Source organism: Deinococcus aerolatus (assembly GCF_014647055.1).
Lineage (GTDB): Bacteria > Deinococcota > Deinococci > Deinococcales > Deinococcaceae > Deinococcus > Deinococcus aerolatus.
This window is the reverse complement of record NZ_BMOL01000034.1, coordinates 1-16,351: the sequence shown is the minus strand read 5'-3', so window position 1 is coordinate 16,351 and position 16,351 is coordinate 1. Positions and strand designations below refer to the sequence as shown.

At 65.4% G+C, this 16,351-nt stretch carries 16 protein-coding genes; 11 read left to right on the top strand and 5 right to left on the bottom strand.

From position 1 onward, the window contains the following. Window positions 1-305 precede the first annotated feature (305 nt). From IEY31_RS17845 to IEY31_RS17810, 8 genes are all read left to right on the top strand, one after another. Window positions 306-773 carry a MarR family winged helix-turn-helix transcriptional regulator gene (locus tag IEY31_RS17845; protein WP_188974309.1) on the top strand — a complete coding sequence of 156 codons (468 nt, stop codon included), beginning with the start codon at window positions 306-308 and terminating at the stop codon, window positions 771-773. Between the two features lie 62 nt (window positions 774-835). Beyond that, window positions 836-1,276 carry a DoxX family protein gene (locus IEY31_RS17840; protein WP_188974308.1) on the top strand — a complete coding sequence of 147 codons (441 nt, stop codon included), beginning with the start codon at window positions 836-838 and terminating at the stop codon, window positions 1,274-1,276. A gap of 9 nt (window positions 1,277-1,285) precedes the next feature. Next, on the top strand, window positions 1,286-1,630 hold the full coding sequence (locus tag IEY31_RS18960) for a 3-hydroxyacyl-CoA dehydrogenase NAD-binding domain-containing protein (RefSeq protein ID WP_268238977.1): 345 nt from the start codon (window positions 1,286-1,288) through the stop codon (window positions 1,628-1,630). 14 nt (window positions 1,631-1,644) lie between these two features. After that, complete coding sequence (locus tag IEY31_RS17830; protein ID WP_188974306.1) at window positions 1,645-2,085, top strand: NADPH-dependent F420 reductase; 441 nt, start codon at window positions 1,645-1,647, stop codon at window positions 2,083-2,085. Between the two features lie 91 nt (window positions 2,086-2,176). Then, window positions 2,177-3,049, top strand: a complete 873-nt coding sequence (locus tag IEY31_RS17825) for a VOC family protein (RefSeq protein ID WP_188974305.1) — start codon at window positions 2,177-2,179, stop codon at window positions 3,047-3,049. Further along, window positions 3,046-3,726: an alpha/beta hydrolase gene (locus tag IEY31_RS17820; RefSeq protein WP_188974304.1), complete on the top strand. Its 681-nt coding sequence runs from the start codon at window positions 3,046-3,048 to the stop codon at window positions 3,724-3,726. Before IEY31_RS17825 ends, IEY31_RS17820 begins: the two co-directional genes overlap by 4 nt. A gap of 403 nt (window positions 3,727-4,129) precedes the next feature. Then, a complete protein-coding gene (locus IEY31_RS17815) occupies window positions 4,130-7,069 on the top strand; it encodes a PAS domain S-box protein (RefSeq protein WP_229723758.1) in 2,940 nt (979 codons plus the stop codon). A gap of 104 nt (window positions 7,070-7,173) precedes the next feature. Beyond that, complete coding sequence (locus tag IEY31_RS17810; RefSeq protein WP_188974302.1) at window positions 7,174-8,244, top strand: sensor domain-containing diguanylate cyclase; 1,071 nt, start codon at window positions 7,174-7,176, stop codon at window positions 8,242-8,244. 313 nt (window positions 8,245-8,557) lie between these two features. Here IEY31_RS17810 and IEY31_RS17805 read toward each other — a convergent pair whose 3' ends face one another. From IEY31_RS17805 to IEY31_RS17785, 5 genes are all read right to left on the bottom strand, one after another. Further along, the gene (locus IEY31_RS17805) at window positions 8,558-9,076 is read right to left on the bottom strand and encodes an HD domain-containing protein (RefSeq protein ID WP_188974301.1); all 519 of its coding nucleotides are present in this window, start codon (window positions 9,074-9,076) and stop codon (window positions 8,558-8,560) included. A 337-nt stretch (window positions 9,077-9,413) separates the two neighbouring features. After that, entirely contained in the window at window positions 9,414-11,879 is a 2,466-nt protein-coding gene (locus IEY31_RS17800) for a heavy metal translocating P-type ATPase (protein ID WP_188974300.1), read from the bottom strand. Between the two features lie 57 nt (window positions 11,880-11,936). Next, window positions 11,937-12,173 carry a glutaredoxin family protein gene (locus tag IEY31_RS17795; RefSeq protein WP_188974299.1) on the bottom strand — a complete coding sequence of 79 codons (237 nt, stop codon included), beginning with the start codon at window positions 12,171-12,173 and terminating at the stop codon, window positions 11,937-11,939. A gap of 63 nt (window positions 12,174-12,236) precedes the next feature. Further along, entirely contained in the window at window positions 12,237-12,500 is a 264-nt protein-coding gene (locus tag IEY31_RS17790; RefSeq protein WP_188974298.1) for a metal-sensitive transcriptional regulator, read from the bottom strand. 83 nt (window positions 12,501-12,583) lie between these two features. After that, window positions 12,584-12,793, bottom strand: a complete 210-nt coding sequence (locus IEY31_RS17785) for a CopZ family metallochaperone (protein ID WP_029482154.1) — start codon at window positions 12,791-12,793, stop codon at window positions 12,584-12,586. 170 nt (window positions 12,794-12,963) lie between these two features. Between IEY31_RS17785 and IEY31_RS17780 the strand changes: the two genes are divergently transcribed. From IEY31_RS17780 to IEY31_RS17770, 3 genes are all read left to right on the top strand, one after another. Continuing rightward, window positions 12,964-15,480 carry a heavy metal translocating P-type ATPase gene (locus IEY31_RS17780; RefSeq protein ID WP_188974297.1) on the top strand — a complete coding sequence of 839 codons (2,517 nt, stop codon included), beginning with the start codon at window positions 12,964-12,966 and terminating at the stop codon, window positions 15,478-15,480. A gap of 55 nt (window positions 15,481-15,535) precedes the next feature. Continuing rightward, the gene (locus tag IEY31_RS17775; RefSeq protein ID WP_188974296.1) at window positions 15,536-15,955 is read left to right on the top strand and encodes a hypothetical protein; all 420 of its coding nucleotides are present in this window, start codon (window positions 15,536-15,538) and stop codon (window positions 15,953-15,955) included. Window positions 15,956-16,155: 200 nt separating this feature from the next. After that, window positions 16,156-16,351, top strand: a 196-nt coding sequence (locus IEY31_RS17770; protein ID WP_188974295.1) for a four-helix bundle copper-binding protein, incomplete at its 3' end; no start/stop codon positions are given.

The following is a 16,351-nucleotide window of genomic DNA, read 5'->3' as shown; positions in this document are numbered from 1 at the left end:
ATTGTCACAAACAGAAAGTGTCCCCTACCGGGGACGCTTTCTCATACTTTGTGTCAGGCCGTCAGGGGGCCGGAGACATCCGCTTTCTACCAGATCCCAGAGCTAACTTCGGTTGTCCCTGGGGCAGGACGATGCACAACATCCGTTGTCGCGGATTTTTCGCTGTTGGAGCCGATGTTAACCCTGCTTCTGATCTCAGCTTCCCGAAAGACAGGATCAGCCCTTCTCTTTTACCTACGAAACGTCCGCTTGACATTACTCGTTATAACGAGTAAATTATTAAAGACCAACGTCAAAGGAAGACCATGACCCTGACTGCCCCCGACATCCCACACGCCAATCTGGAACACGCCGCGTACCTCGCCTTGCAGACCCTTGCCGTCCGTCTCCATGACGATACGGAAGAGCTGTTCAAGGGCGAAGGCCTGAGCGTCACCCAGTTCAACGTGCTGCGGATCCTGCGTGGAGCCGGAGACCAGCCTCTCACCTGCGGCGACATCGCCCAGCGACTGCTCAACAAGGATCCCGACGTCACCCGGCTGCTCGACCGCCTAGACAAACAGGATCTGGTGGAGCGTGTCCGGAACCAGCACGACCGCCGGGTCGTCCTGACCCGCCTTTCGCCACAAGGCCGGGCCCTGGTGGACCGCTTCGACGCGCCGCTCGCAGCATTGCACCATCAGCAGTTCGAACACCTGTCTCCGGAGCGGCTGAGCCTGCTGCTCACGCTGCTTCAGGAAGCTGCTGGGCAGAACTCGACCACGACGCGTTGAGTCTTTTCTCCGGTCAAATACTCGTTATCACGCCTATCGTTTGCACGTACAAGGAGCACATCATGACCACCCAAGAAGCCAGCCAGACCCGCACCTTCGCCACCGTTCACCGCGTCGACATCGCTCTGGCCGTCCTGCGCGTCGTGATCGGCATCATCTTCATTGCCCACGGCTACCAGAAGATCGCCATCTACACCCTGCCCGGCACCGTTGAGGCCTTCACCGGCATGGGCGCCCCCTTCCCCGGGCTGACCGCACCCCTGATCGCCTTCATCGAACTGCTGGGCGGCGCCGCCCTGGTCGCGGGCCTCTTCACCCGCATCGCCGCTCCCCTCCTCGCCCTCAACATGCTCGGCGCGCTCCTCCTCGTTCACGTCAAGGCCGGCTTCTTCAACCCGAACGGCGTCGAATTCCCCCTCGCGCTGCTGGCTGCCACCGTCACCCTCTCCCTGACGGGTGCTGGCCGCTACGCCATCGATACCCTTCGCACCAGGAACGCCTAACCCGGGCGGATGCTTCCCATCACTCTCGCGCTCCTGGCCGCTGCTGTTCTCGGCGCGACCGTCTGGAACGTAACCCGCAGGCCCCGCGCCTCAGCCATTCAAGCACCTTCACCCGCCTCCACGACAACCCCCTCCCTTCACCCTGATTCACCCTTCAAGGAGACCCATATGACCCACCTCACCGTCATCGGCGCCGGCAACATGGGCCGTGGCATCGCGCACGTCGCTGCCCGCGGCGGGAACACCATCACCATCATCGACCGCAACCCCAGCGACGCCCAGACGCTCGCGGCTGAAGTGCAGGCCGCGTCCCCAACGTCACGGTCCAGGCCACCACGCTTGATCAGCCGCTGACCAGTGACGTGGTTGTGCTCGCGGTGTCCCACACGGCTGTACAGGACCTCGCCCAGCAGCTCAGAGATCAGCTGGCCGGCAAGGTCGTGGTGGACATCAGCAATCCCCTCACCGCCGACTTCACGGGCCTGCCCATCAGTGGCCACACCAGCGCTGCAGAAGAACCCGCGACGCTCATCCCTGACAGCCACGTCGTGAAGGCCTTCAATACCACCTTCGCCGGCACACTGGTGGAGGGGCACGTGGCCGGCCAGTCGTTGGACGTGCTGATCGCCGGGGATGACAGGGCCGCGATAACGGCCATCGTCGAACTGGCGAATGCAGGCGGGCTGCGCGGCATCGACGCGGGTTCCCTGGAGCGTGCCCGTCGGCTTGAAGGCCTCGGGTTCCTCGGGACTCAGCTGCAATTCACCCAGAACACGAACTTCACCAGCACCTGGAAATTCCTCGTCTGAAGCCTGGGCGCGTCCCCACTGCACCGACGCGATGATCTGCCAGGACCGCCATACTCGTGATGGTCCTGTCCCCCCTCCCAAGGAGCGCTCCATGACTCAGTTGCCCACCCCTACCCTGACCCGCACGGACCTCACGCTCGGCGCCATTGAACTCACCGTCGCGGACCTGAACCGCAGCGTCACGTTCTACCGGCAGCTCCTTGGGATGACCGTGCTGACCTCCACCCTTGAGCGCGTCACCCTCGGCCTTCCTGACCGCCCCCTGCTTGCTCTGGAAACCCGTCCGGGCGCGCACCCCGCCCCCCCATCCTCACCCGGCCTGTACCACCTCGCGGTCCTGCTTCCCACCCGCGCTGACCTGGCCCGTTGGGTCCAGCATGCGGCGCGACTGGGCCTGCGCACCGGCCAGAGTGACCACCTTGTCAGCGAAGCCTTTTATCTCAACGACCCGGACGGGCACGGCATCGAGGTGTACCGCGACCGTCCGCGCGACACCTGGCGCTGGCAGGACGGTCAGGTGCAGATGGCCGGCGACCCCATCGACATGAACAGCCTGCTCGCCGAGCCCGGCGCGAATACGCCTTTCGACAGCCTGCCTGAAGGGACCACCCTCGGGCACGTGCACCTGCGGGTCACCGACCTCCAGGCGACGGAGGCCTTCTACCGCGGCGTGCTGGGCTTCGACGTGGTGTCTCGCTGGCCCGGCGCCCTGTTCATCTCCGTGGGCGGGTACCACCACCATTTTGGGCTGAACACCTGGCAGAGCGAACATGGTGCCCCCGCTCCCCGGGGATCCAGCGGGCTGCTGCGCGTGAACGTGAACCTGCCTGAAGCGCAGGACCTTGATGAACTCGAGAGCCGCCTGCGTGCGGCGGGAGTGATGTTCACCCATGAACACCACAGCCTTGACGTGCGTGACCCGGCTGGGAACGCCCTGCGGTTCCATGCGGAGCGTACGTCGTGACTGCGCTGACGTACGAACTCCGGCCGCCACGGTCCGGCCCGATGCAGGGCGCCCCGGTGCTGGTTCTGCTGCATGGCGTGGGCGGCAACGAACGCAACCTGCTGGCCCTCGTGGACGCCCTCGACCCGCGGTTCGCGGTCGTCAGCGTTCGGGGCCCCCTTCAGATCGGGCCGGACGGGTTTGCCTTCTTCAACGTGCGCTTTACGCCAGAACCGGTCCCGAACCCGGACGAAGCGGAAGCGAGCCGCGTAGCACTGATCACCCTGCTTCCTCGACTGGTGCGTGAGCACGGCTTCAATCCGGCACAGGTGTTCCTGCTGGGCTTCTCGCAGGGCGCGATCATCGGGGCGAGCGTGACCCTCTCGAGGCCCGAGCTGGTCGCCGGCCTGGTGATGCTCTCCAGGCGGATCCTGCCCGAGGCACGCCCGAACTTCGCTTCGACCAAGCAGCTTCAGCAGACGAATGTATTCGTGGCGCACGGCGTGCACGACGCGAAACTCGGCATTCATCATGGCCGAGCGAGTCAGGTCCTGCTCACTGACCTGGGCGTGCCCTTCACCTACCGCGAATACGAGATGGCGCACGAAATTACCGGGCCTGAACTGGTGGACGTGAACACCTGGTTGGTTGACCTGCTCGCCTCACCTGTTCTATTGGAAGTTCCTGTTGAGCTGTAGGTGTCAAGCGGTACACAGCTGCCAATACTGCGGGCACAGCAAAATCGGCCGCCCGGGTAGCAGTGCGCATCTGGAGCCAACTTGGGCCACCAAGGTTCAGTTTCACGGCAAAGCCTAAAAGGAATGCAGAGAACCGGGGGCATACCTCTTCTCCTGTCAGATTGTCCAGTTGGGGGATACCGAAATTGGACAGCGCAGCCCAGTGGAATCTGCATTGTGACAACCATGAATGACGTGCTGTGGGAGTCTGCCGTACAGAGGGTCTACTCTTCTCCGCTTCTGCGTCAAGCAGCGCACCAGTCCACTCGAGAGAGGCTTCCCCCTGATGTCAGAGCTCCCCGTCCATCTATCCGAACTTCAGCTCTTACGCCAGGTCATTGAATCTTCCGCTGTCGGCACCGTGATGACCGATGCGCTCCAGGACGACCAGCCGATCGTGTACGTCAACCCGGCCTTCGAGCGCTTGAGCGGCTACTCGGCTGCCGAGCTCCTCGGACGCAACTGCCGCATCCTGCAGGGTCACGACCACGATCAGCCCGGCGTTCGTGAGATCCGGCAGGCCATTGAGCAGCAGCAGCAGGTGACCATCACCCTGCGCAACTACCGCAAGGACGGCACGCTGTTCTACAACGAGTTGACCCTCAATCCAGTGCGCGACGCGACCGGAACGGTCACGCGCTTCGTGGGCTTTCAGAATGACGTGACGGCCCGCGAGGAAGCCAGGCTTCACGAGGCCCAGCTTCATGGGCAGCTGACGTCCACCCTCGGGCGAATGACCGACGGCTTCATCTCGTTCGACCAGCACCTGAATTACACCTACCTCAACGCTGCTGCGGCCAGCATCGCTGGCAAGCGTCCTGAAGAACTCACCGGGCACAACCTGCTCACAACCTTCCCGGAGATCGAAGACTCGGCGGTGGTGCAGGCCATTCAGCGGGCCAGAGACACCGGCAGTTGCCACGAGGCCGTCAGCCATCTCGAGGTGTTCGGCAGATGGATCGAGGCCACCGTCTACCCGGCTGAGGACGGTGTCTCGGTCTTCACCCGAGACGTTACCGAGCAGCGTCAGGCTCAGGAGGAGCAGCGGGCCAGCGAGGAGCGCTTCGCCAGCGTATTTGAGGCCGCCCCGATGGCCATCGTCGTCGCCCGGATCAGCGACCACCACTACATCGACGTCAATCCCGAGTTCCTGCGCGTGAGCGGATACAGCCGCGAGGAGATGATCGGGCGTACCCCGCACGATCTGAAGTTCTGGGTCGATCCGCTGGAATTTGAAGACGTTGGGCGAATCCTTCGGGAACAGGGAAAGGTCCTCAGCCACGAGGTGCAGTTCCGCCTGAAGTCCGGAATGGTGGCTGACACGGTCGTGTCGGTCGTTCCGGTCACGATTGGTGGGGAGGCGTGTCTGCTGACGTTGGTGCGTGACATCACCAGTGAGAAGCGTGCCCACCAGCAGCTGGAGGAGAGTGAGGCGCGTTACCGGCAGGTTGCCGCCGAGCTGCAACGCACGCTGGACCTGTCGCTGGACATGATCACGATCATTGGCCCTCGTGCCACAGTAATCAGCGTCAATGCAGCGTGCGAGCGCCTCCTAGGCCACACGCCTGAGGAGCTGATCGGCCGCTCCTTACTCGAACTCGTGCATCCCGATGACCTGATCGCAACCCACGCTGAGGGTGCGGGCATGATGCAGAAGGGCAAGGCCGAGCAGCAGGTCGCGACCGTGTACCAGAACCGCTATCTCCATAAGGACGGGCACACCGTCTGGCTGGAGTGGAACGCCATGGTCATTCCCGACCATCCGCAGATCTACTGCGTGGCCCGCGACATCACCGGGCGCAAAGCGGCCGAGGAGGATCAGGCGTTCCTGGCCGCTATCGTCCAGGCCAGCCATGCTGCTGTCGTCGGCGTCGTCCTCGACGGCACCATCCGGTCATGGAACGGGGCGGCTGAACAGTTGTACGGGTATAGCGCGACCGAGGCCATCGGTCAGGCGCTGACGCTGGTGACCCCACCAGAACTGTATGCGGAGAGTGTCGCCAACTTCAAGAAGGTCACGCAAGATGAGCGGATTGAACCGTTCGAGACGGTCCGGGTGGCCAAGGACGGCCGCCGGATATCCGTGTCTACAACGGCCTCGCCAGTGCGCGATACAGCAGGCCAGGTGATAGGTGTGGCCACGATCACGCATGACATCGGTGCCCGCCTCGCTGCCGAACAGGAAATCCTGACGCTCAACACCGATCTTCGTCAACAACTGCGCCATATCACCGGCCTGCGAGCCATCGATCAATCCATCGCCTCAAGTGCCAATCTGAATCTGACGCTGAGTCTGGTGGTGGACCACCTGTGCGAGCAACTCGGTGTGGACGCGGCCAGCACCCTGGTTCTCAACCCCGACACCCTGGCCCTCGAGTACACCGCGCTGCGGGGCTTTTCCCCAGCCAACCTCCAGAGCTCCGGCGTGAAAGTCGGGTTCGCGCTGGCCGGCCAGGTCGCGCTGAGCGGCCAGCCCCTCCACCTGCCGGACCTGAGCACGGTGCGGTTCAGCCCAGACGAGCAGAACCTCTTGCGGCATGACGACTTCACGTCCGCTGCGTATTACGCCGTGCCGCTGATCACCAGAGGCAAGGTGGTGGGCGTCATCGAGGTGCTCCACCGCCAGGCGCTGCCACTCTCGCCGCTGTGGCTTGAGCTACTGGGCACCCTGGCCAGTCAGGCCGCCATCGCGGTCGAGAACATCCAGCTCTTCACCGAACTGGAACGCAAGAACTTAGAGCTGCGCCTGGCGTACGACGAGACCATCGAAGGCTGGGCCAGGGCGCTCGACTTGCGTGACGAGGAGACCGAGGGCCACTCCAGGCGGGTCACCGAAATGACTGTGGCCTTGTGTCAGCAGCTGGGCGTTTCGTCCGAGAAGCTCGTGAATGTGCGGCGGGGCGCGCTGCTGCACGACATCGGCAAGATGGGCGTTCCGGATGCGATTCTCCTGAAGCCCGGGAAGCTGACCGACGAGGAGTGGGTGGAGATGAAAAAGCATCCCCGCCACGCGGTGGAGCTGCTCTCACCGATCCGGTTCCTCCGCTCGGCGCTGGACATTCCGGAGTACCACCACGAGAAGTGGGACGGCAGCGGCTACCCGTTGGGCCTGAAGGGCGAGGTGATTCCCCTGACCGCCAGAGCGTTCGCGGTGGTGGATGTGTATGACGCGCTGACCAGCGACCGCCCTTACCGGATGGCGTGGACACGGGAGAAGGCCCTGGAACATATCCAGGCGAGTGCTGGCAGTCACTTCGATCCCCATGTGGTTCAGGCGTTCCTGACCCTGCTGGAGGACAGGTGACCTGACGTGGGGAGGTCAGAGTTCAGCCCCGACAAAGAAAGTCACATCCATCAGAGGTGTTGTTCCAGTAGAAAAAATAAGTGCCTAAATATGCCGGAGGGCAAATGACCCAATCGCCCCTGACCCCAGTGCCGACTTCAGACACGACAAATGGGCTGATCCGTGATCAGGCTCGACTTGAAGCTCTGTACCGCTACGGCATTCTCGATACAGATCCGGAGCCGCAATTCGACCGAATCGTCCGGCTGGCCGCGCGCCATTTCAGGATGCCGATGGCCCTGACCAGCCTGATCGACGCTGACCGGCAGTGGTTCAAAGCCCGCGTCGGCTTCGAAGGCACGCAGACCCCCATCGACCAGTCCTTCTGCGCGGTGACCATCGGGCAGCCCGGCACCATGGTCATTCCGGACGCGCAACGTGACCCGCGGCTGCGGCTCTACGACGCCGTCACGGATGATCCGCATATCCGGTTCTACGCAGGTTCCCCGCTGGTCACGCCCGACGGGCACAAGCTGGGCACCTTGTGCGTCCTCGACAGCAAGCCCCGCGTCTTCACGGCCGAGGATGAGGCGGACCTGGAGGATTTTGCGGCGCTGGTGATGGACGAACTCAGCCTCCGCCGGGCCGTGGATGAACTGAGTCATCTGGCCCTCAACGACCCGCTCACAGGCTTGCCCAACCGCATGCATCACCGCCAGCATCTGGTGCAGGCCATGCGCCGTGCCGAGCAGGTGGGCGAGCGCGTGGTGCTGGCGCTGATGGACCTTAACGGCTTCAAGAGCGTCAATGACACGCTCGGTCACGCGGCGGGGGACGCGCTGCTGGTGCAGGTGGGTCAGCGCCTGCGGGAGACCGTGACGACCAGCGATCTGGTGGCGCGCCTGGGCGGGGATGAATTCACGGTCGTGCTGACCGATCTGCGCTCGCCGCAGGGTGCGGAGGTGGCGATGACCCGGGTTCAGCAGGCATTCACTCAACCATTTGTGGTGGCCGGTCAGCCGGTCCAGGTCAGGTGGAGTATCGGCATGGCTGCCTTTCCGGACGACGCGGTGGAACACGATGAGTTGCTGCGTCTGGCAGACCAGGCGATGTACACGGCGAAGCGGGCGGGGGATGGCCAACCCCGCTGGAGCCGCCCACCTCAGGCGGGACCAGTTCCGAGTGCGCGGCGGTGAGGTGTCAGTTTTGAATATGCCCCAGACACCATTGTCTGAGGCCACTGCACGAGGGGGGCCGTCCCGCGGGACGGCCCCCCCACTGGTCCGCTTCAGGAGTCAGCCCCCCACCGTCTCGACCCGAAGGCGCCCGATGCACTTACCAGATCAAGACTGCTCACGACAGGTTCTCGCTACCGCCTCAGACTCGCTGTGACGGCGCAGACTTGCTCACCAGCCGCTTCCCTGGTTAGCAACGGCGCAGCCACGCGACCCTGGAGGACCTCGCTGGCCTCCACTGACGCTGGCGGGGATCTTTGCGTCGACGCCTGACTCAGCCGGGGTGCTCACGGCCGCCTGCCGCCGCGGGGAACAGCCGCAGCGCCTGCTGTCTGCCCGCCACAGTGCTCAGATACCTCGCCTGAGGTTGAATCCCGACTCTGGGCAGATCAAGTCGGTCGGCGTCCCAGCACGCGCCCACGGTAGGTTCGTCGGTGGTCTGGCCGCTGGCGTGGTGTTTGCACGCCCACTGCAGCAGCCCGAGCTGGGTGGCGGTGAGGCCCAGCCAGGTCCGGTAACGGTCAACCAGCCCGGCCGCCCGGTGGCCGTGACGGGAATCCGTGCCCTCGCTGTGCCGGGCCGCGTCATGGAACAGGCCGAACCAGCGGGCCACCTGGACGTCGCCTCCCCCCAACTGGGCGAGGCGCACGGCGGTGTCCTCGACGCGCTGCCAGTGTTCCGGCCCATGCAGGGAGCCGGGACCCAGGGCGAACTGGGCGATCAACTCGGCCTTGATCACCGCGTACGGGTCGGCGGGCCGCGCGGGCATGGAAGAGGTCACAAGGAAGATCATGCCCCATCCACCGTCCGGTTCAGCGTCCTGGCGACCATCACCGCCGGCGCCGGGACGCGCGGCGTCACGGCCGTGCCAAACAGCCGCTACACCTACGTGACCAACACCTCCGCGAACACGCTCTGGGTGGTGGACCTTACCGCGCGACATACCGGCCCCCCAGGTTCCCACCGGCCGTGGCCCGAACAGCGTGAGCTTCCCGGCACGGCGCTCTGGTGTGGCGGGAGCGCGGAATCTTGCGCCGGGCGAACCTGCTGGAGCTGATCACGACAGCCACCATTAAAGCGTGCTGTACAGGCCCCCACCATCTGCGGTGGGGGCCCTTCTTTTGCAGCGCTCAGGCCGCCGTCACGGCGGGGCGGTTAAACCGCAGTCGATTCAGCGATAGGGCGTTGAGCGTGACGATCACGGTGCTGGCGCTCATCAGCAGCGCGGCCCACTCCGGGCGCAGCAGGATGCCGTAGCTCGGGTATAGCACGCCCGCCGCGAAAGGGATCGCCAGCAGGTTGTAAATGGCAGCCCAGAAGAGGTTCTGCTCGATCTTGCCCCGGACGTGCCGGGCCAGGGTGATGCCGACCGCCACGCTCGCCGGGTCACTCTTGACCAGGACCACGTCCGCAGTCTCGACGGCCACATCGGTTCCGGCCCCGATGGCCATGCCTATCTCGGCCTGAGCCAGGGCAGGCGCGTCGTTGACCCCATCGCCCACCATCGCGACCTTGCGGCCCTGGCCCTGTAACTCCTGAACCTTGGCGGCCTTCTCTCCCGGCAGCACGTCCGCGATCACCGTGTCGATCCCCAGTTGCCGGGCCACCGCGTCCGCCGTGCGGCGGTTGTCCCCGGTGAGCATCACCGTCTGCACGCCCAGGCGACGCAACTCCATGACCGCCACCCTGGCCGACGCCCGTATCTGGTCGGCCACCGCCACCACGCCCAGCAGGTGCCCGTCTGCCGCCACGTACATGGCCGTCTTGCCGTCCGCCGCAAGCCGGTCCATCTCACCCGCCAGGGAGCTGACCTCCACCCCCTCCCGGTCCATCAGCTTGCGGTTGCCGATCAGCACCCGCTGGCCCTGGACGGTCGCCTCCACGCCATGGCCGGGGATGCTGTCAAAGGCTTGGGGACGCCGGACTGTCACGCCCCGGGCCCCGGCCGCCTTCACGATGGCCTCAGCCAGCGGGTGCTGCGAGGGCTGATCGGCAGAGGCCGCCAGGTGCAGAAGGTCACTTTCATTCACGCCCGCTGTGGGCACCAGGTCGGTCAGGGCGGGTCTGCCCTCCGTCAGCGTCCCGGTCTTGTCGAAGATCACGGTGTCCACCCCGGCCGTCCCCTCCAGCGCGGCGGCGTTCTTGAACAGCACGCCTTCCCGTGCCCCTTTGCCGACGCCCACGGTGATGGCGGTTGGCGTGGCGAGCGCCAGCGCGTCCGGGCAGGCGATGACGATGGTGGAGACAGCGGCCGTGAGGGCGAACACGACGCCCGCTCCCAGCAGAGACCAGACCAGAAAGGCGATCAAGCCGCTGCCCAGGGCCACGAACACCAGGTACTTTCCAGCGGTGTCGGCCAGGCGCTGCGCCGGCGCCTTGCTCGCCTGGGCGTTCTGCACCATCTGGACGATGCGCGAGAGGGCGGTGTCTGCCCCCACCGCCGTCGCCCGGAAGGTGAAGGCTCCATTCTGGTTGACGGTGCCGCCCGTCACCGACTTGCCCGCCGTCTTCTGAACAGGGATGGGCTCGCCGGTGATCATGCTCTCGTCCACGTAGGAGTCGCCGGAAACCACCTCGCCGTCCACCGGCACCCGGTCGCCGGGGCGCACCACGATCTCATTGCCCACCACAACGTGCTCCAGCGGCACCTCGGTTTCCTGCCCGTCCCTCACCACGCGGGCGGTGCTTGGCGCCAGCTTCAACAGGGCCTCCACCGCCCGCCCCGTGGCGAAGCGCGAGCGCATCTCCAGCCAGTGCCCGACCAGCGAGAAGGTCGTGAGCATCGCGGCGGCCTCGAAGAACACCTCATCCGTCCGCAGGAAGAGCGTGACCCAGACCGAGTAGACGTATGAGACCAGGATGCCCGTGGCAATCAGGGTCATCATGTTCGCCTCGCGCCGCTTGAGGGCACGCCAGGCCGCAGAGATGAACGGCCAGCCCCCCCACCACACGACCGGTGTGGCGAGGATCAGCCCGAACCAGGCCATCGACAGGCCGAAGGGCGGCGGCGCCGTGAAGCCCAGCAGCCCGCCAATCGGGGAGTACAGCACGATCGGGACGGTGAGGATCAGCGACACCACGAAGCGGCGCAGCATGTCGTTGACCATCTCCGCGCCGTGCCCCGCGTGTTCGTCGTGGCCCATGTCGGCGTGGGCGTCGTGACCCGTGTGGGGGCCATGGCTGGCCGCTCCGTGTCCGTCCGGCGCTCCAGTGCTCCCTGGGTGGTCCATCGCCGCGTGGTCATGTTCCCCTGCGCCGCTGCTGGATGCCTCATGTCCGTGGTGCTCGTGACCGACGCTCGGGTGCCCTTGTTGCACTGAGGACGGCAGGCAGTCCTGGCAGGCGCAGTTGTAGCCAGCCTCACGCAGGTGCTGCCGAAGCCCGGCTTCGGTGACCCTTCCCGGGTCATACCCCAGGTGCGCCACCGCGCGGGTGCGGTCAATATGGACGGAGATCACGCCAGGGACCCGCGCGAGGCTCCGTTCCAGATCGGCAAACTCCGAAGCGTCGTGGCAGTCGTGGAACGCCACTTCAAGAACGGCGTCCGCCGGTGCGTGTTGACGGCCCTGGTGACCGCTGTGGTCTTGCGTCGTCATGCGTCTCTCCTGCCCATCCGGGCAACATAGGCCGGGCCTGTTCAGGCTCTGTAAAATTCAGGTCAGAAGCGCCTCGATCTCTGGCCGCTGCTGGTCAAAGGTGCCGTAAAAGAACTGCTCGCCGATCACGGTAATGGGCGCGACGCGCACGCCGTACTGCGCCTTTGCCCCGTCCGCCACGGCAGGGTCCGTCAGATCACGCTCTTCATAGGTCACCCCGTGCCGGTCGAACCACAGGCGCAGGGCGTGGCAGTCGGGGCAGGTGGGCGTCGCGTATAAGATGACTTCTGGCATGGTGAACCTCTCAAGGACAGGGGGCAGACCCACGTCCACCCCCCGGGAATGTGCCGGGCGGGATCAGGTGTACTTGAAGATTTCCATCAACTCATCGACGATTTCCTTCTCGTCGCCGCGCGTGGCAGCCGTCGCCACATGCGCTTCGAGATGGCCCCGCAGAATTACGCCTGCCGCGCCGTCCAGTGCGCCCTGTACGGCCTTGATCTGCCGCAGGACATCCACGCAGTACACGTCCGGGTCTTCCAGAGAGCGTCGGATGCTCTCGAGGTGACCGCGGGCGATGGCGAGACGACGCGCGGCGCGCTTGCGGCTGTCCTCTGGCATGCAGAGGGTGTGGCCTGTATGGCAGTGTTCCCCCTCCGGGGGGGTCACGTCCAGCAGCCCAGCAGCGGTCGTCTCCCCTGCCATTATGGGTTCGCCACCTGGGCGCCGTAGCCTTCCTCGGTGACGGCTGCGATGAGCTGTTGCGGCTCAGCGTCGCCCTGCACCACAGCCTTGCCGGTGCTCAGGTCCACCTGTGCCCCGGTGACACCGGGGACGTTCTCAAGGGCCTTGGTCACGCCTGTCTGGCAGTGCCCGCAGGTCATGCCGGTGATGTCCAGTTCAATCTTGGTCATGGTCTTCCTCCTGAAGTCAGGCTACACCCTCCCCCCCTGGGTGTCAATATCCTCTTGGAAGATTACCGTCTGGTACATAGAATGCGTCAAGCCCTCTTGCCAACCCCCCGTACCAGGGTCTATGATGACAGCATTCACATCCCCCCTGGGGGGATCGAAGGAGCAGAGAAATGACCAAGACCATCGAGATAGGCGTGCAGGGCATGACCTGCGCAAGCTGCGTCGGGAGAGTGGAGCGCGGGCTGAAGAAGGTGGAGGGGGTCGAGAGTGCCAGCGTGAATCTCGCCACAGAGCGCGCAACGGTCACCTATGACCCGGCCCTCACGACGCCCCAGGTGCTGCTGGACACAGTGAAGGACGTGGGCTACGAACCCATCGTCAGCCACACCACGCTGGGCGTGCAGGGCATGACCTGCGCGAGCTGCGTGGGCCGGGTCGAACGTGCCCTGAAGAAGGTAGACGGCGTGCTGGCTGCCAGCGTCAATCTGGCCACCGAGCGGGCCACCGTGCAGTACCTCCCCTCCAGCGTGAGCCCCGGGCAACTCAAGGCGGCCATTCGGGACTCCGGCTACGAGGTCCTAGAGGAACAAGTTGGACTCAGCCGCGAGGACCAGGAACGTGAAGCGCGGGCGCGGGAAGTCACCCACCTGCGCGGGCAGGTGATGTTCAGCGCGGCGTTTGCCCTTCCCCTGATGTTGATCGCCATGGTACCGATGCTTGTTCCCGCGGTGAACGACTGGCTGATGAACTCCTTCGGACACGGCGTGATGGGCACCCTGAACTGGGTGATGCTGGCGCTCGCCGTGCCGATCCAGTTCGGGCCGGGGCGGCGCTTCTACCGCCTGGGCTGGAAAAGCCTGAAGATGAAATCCCCGGACATGAACGCCCTGGTGATGATCGGCACCTCGGCCGCGTTCCTGTACTCGCTGGTTGCCACGGTCGCGCCCGGCATCTTCCCGGAAGGCACCGCCCACGTGTACTACGAGGCTTCGGGCGTGGTTATCACCCTGATCCTGCTGGGCAAGTACTTCGAGGCCATCGCCAAGGGTCGTTCCAGCGAGGCCATGAAAAAACTCCTCTCCCTGCAGGCCAGGACGGCCCGTGTCGTGCGGGGCGGGCAGGAACTCGACCTGCCCACCGATGAAGTGCTGGTGGGCGACCTGATCTCCGTCCGGCCTGGCGAGAAGATCCCGGTCGACGGCGAGGTCGTCAGCGGCAACTCCTTCGTGGACGAGAGCATGATCACCGGCGAACCCGTCCCGGTGAGCAAGCAGGAGGGCGCCGGCGTCGTGGGCGGCACCATCAACCAGAACGGCGCCCTGAGCTTCCGTGCCACACGCATCGGCGCGGACACGGCCCTCGCGCAGATCATCAAGCTCGTCGAGACGGCCCAGGGCAGCAAGCCGCCCATCCAAGGTCTCGCCGACAGGGTGGTCGCGGTCTTCGTCCCGGTCGTGCTGGGCATCGCCGCACTGACCTTCCTGCTGTGGCTGCTCCTGGGCGGCCAGACCGCGCTGAGCTTCGCCCTGATCACGACCGTCGCGGTGCTGATCATCGCCTGTCCCTGCGCGATGGGCCTGGCAACTCCCACCAGCATCATGGTCGGCACCGGCAAGGCTGCTGAGCTGGGTGTGCTGTTCAAAGGCGGGGGCGCGCTGGAGGGTCTTCAGGACGTGCAGGTGGTGGCGATGGACAAGACCGGCACGCTCACCAAGGGGCGGCCTGAACTGACCGATCTGGTCACGGCCCCCGGCTTTGACCGCGCCAGTGTCCTGAGGCTGGTCGCTGCTGCGGAGGAGCAGAGCGAGCACCCCATCGCCCGGGCCATCGTGGACGCCGCGAAACGCGAGGGCATCACCATCCTGAAGCCGGGGGCCTTTGAAGCCGTGCCCGGCTATGGCCTGGAAGCGACTGTGGACGGGCACCTGGTGCAGGTGGGGGCCGACCGTTACATGACCCGGCTGGGGCTGGACGTGAACGTCTTCGCGCAGCAGGCGCAGCAGCTTGGTGATGAGGGCAAGAGCCCACTGTACGCTGCTGTGGATGGCGGGCTCGCGGCCATCATCGCCGTGGCAGACCCCATCAAGGAAGGCAGTCAGGAGGCCGTGAACGCCCTGCACCGCATGGGCCTGAAGGTGGCGATGATCACCGGGGACAACCAGCGCACCGCAACTGCGATCGCCCGGCAGCTGGGGATTGACGAGGTGCTGGCAGAAGTCCTGCCCAGCGGCAAGAGTGACGCGGTCAAGGAGCTTCAGGCCAAGGGCCACAAAGTCGCCTTCGTTGGGGACGGCATCAACGATGCTCCCGCACTTGCTCAGGCCGACGTGGGCCTGGCCATTGGCACCGGCACGGACGTGGCGGTGGAAACCGCCGACGTGATCCTGATGTCGGGCGACCTGCGCGGCGTGCCCAACGCCTTCGCCCTGAGCCGCGCCACCTTGCGCAACATCAAGCTCAACCTGTTCTGGGCTTTCGCCTACAACATCATCCTGATTCCCGTCGCGGCGGGCGTGTTGTACCCGGCTTTCGGCCTCCTGCTCAGCCCGGTGCTCGCGGCGGCGGCGATGGGCTTTTCCAGCGTCTTCGTCCTGTCCAACGCCCTGAGGCTGCGCGGCTTCCGTCCCCCCGTGAAGCCGGACGCGGTCACCGTCACTGCCCAGCCTTCCCTGCCCGCGCACGCCTGAAGCCCATCTGCGCGGAAAGTCAACGACTTTCCGCGCACCCCTGAGGAGAACACCCATGACCAAGCTCACTGTTGGCCCCTACGTTGCTTCCATGAAGACTGGCCCCGCCCTCGTGCGTGACCGCCAGGCTTTTCTGACCCGTGCCCAGCTGCGCGACGAGGTGCCCACCGTTGCCGGCCTGCCGCTGGTGGGCCTGGGCGGCTCATGCGGCAAGCCCGCGTTCCTGTTGCCGTATCTGGTGCGCTGGACCGAGCAGAGCACCCTCACCCTGGAGAAGGTGGCCACCGAATTCGGCTGCTTCGTGGAGTACGGCGCGTATCCACACCTGAAGCTGAACGAAGGTGGCCAGGAGGTTGCGGCCGTGCAGGACTGGAGCAACATGGCAATGGTCTTCGTGCGCCCCGGCTACGAGCGCGGCGAGGAACTGCTGACGCGTCTCCGTGACAGCCTGGAGCCCACGGCCACAGCCAGCTGAGCCAGACGACATGGACAGGCCCCCTCTTGCGAGGGGGCTTGCTGGTGGTCGCCCACCCCGTCGGCTGTGGCCTTCCCCCGTCTTGAGCCAACCTTGAGGGAGCGCGGCGCTTTACAGGGGCTTAACACACCGCTCTGCACGATAGGAACCGAACGTCCCAGCCACAGCCACTCCCCACCCTGTTCTCCGGAGGTATCACCATGACCCAGAACGCTGGTTCCGCCATCACCCGCATGCTGCAGACGCACCCGCAACTCGGCCAGTCCCCCTTCGACATGAACGCCCTGACCACCTGCATCGAGGCCTGCTTCGAGTGTGCCCAGGTGTGTACTTCCTGCGCCGACGCCTGCCTAGGCGAGACCGAACACGCCGGGCACCTGACCCACTGCATCCGCC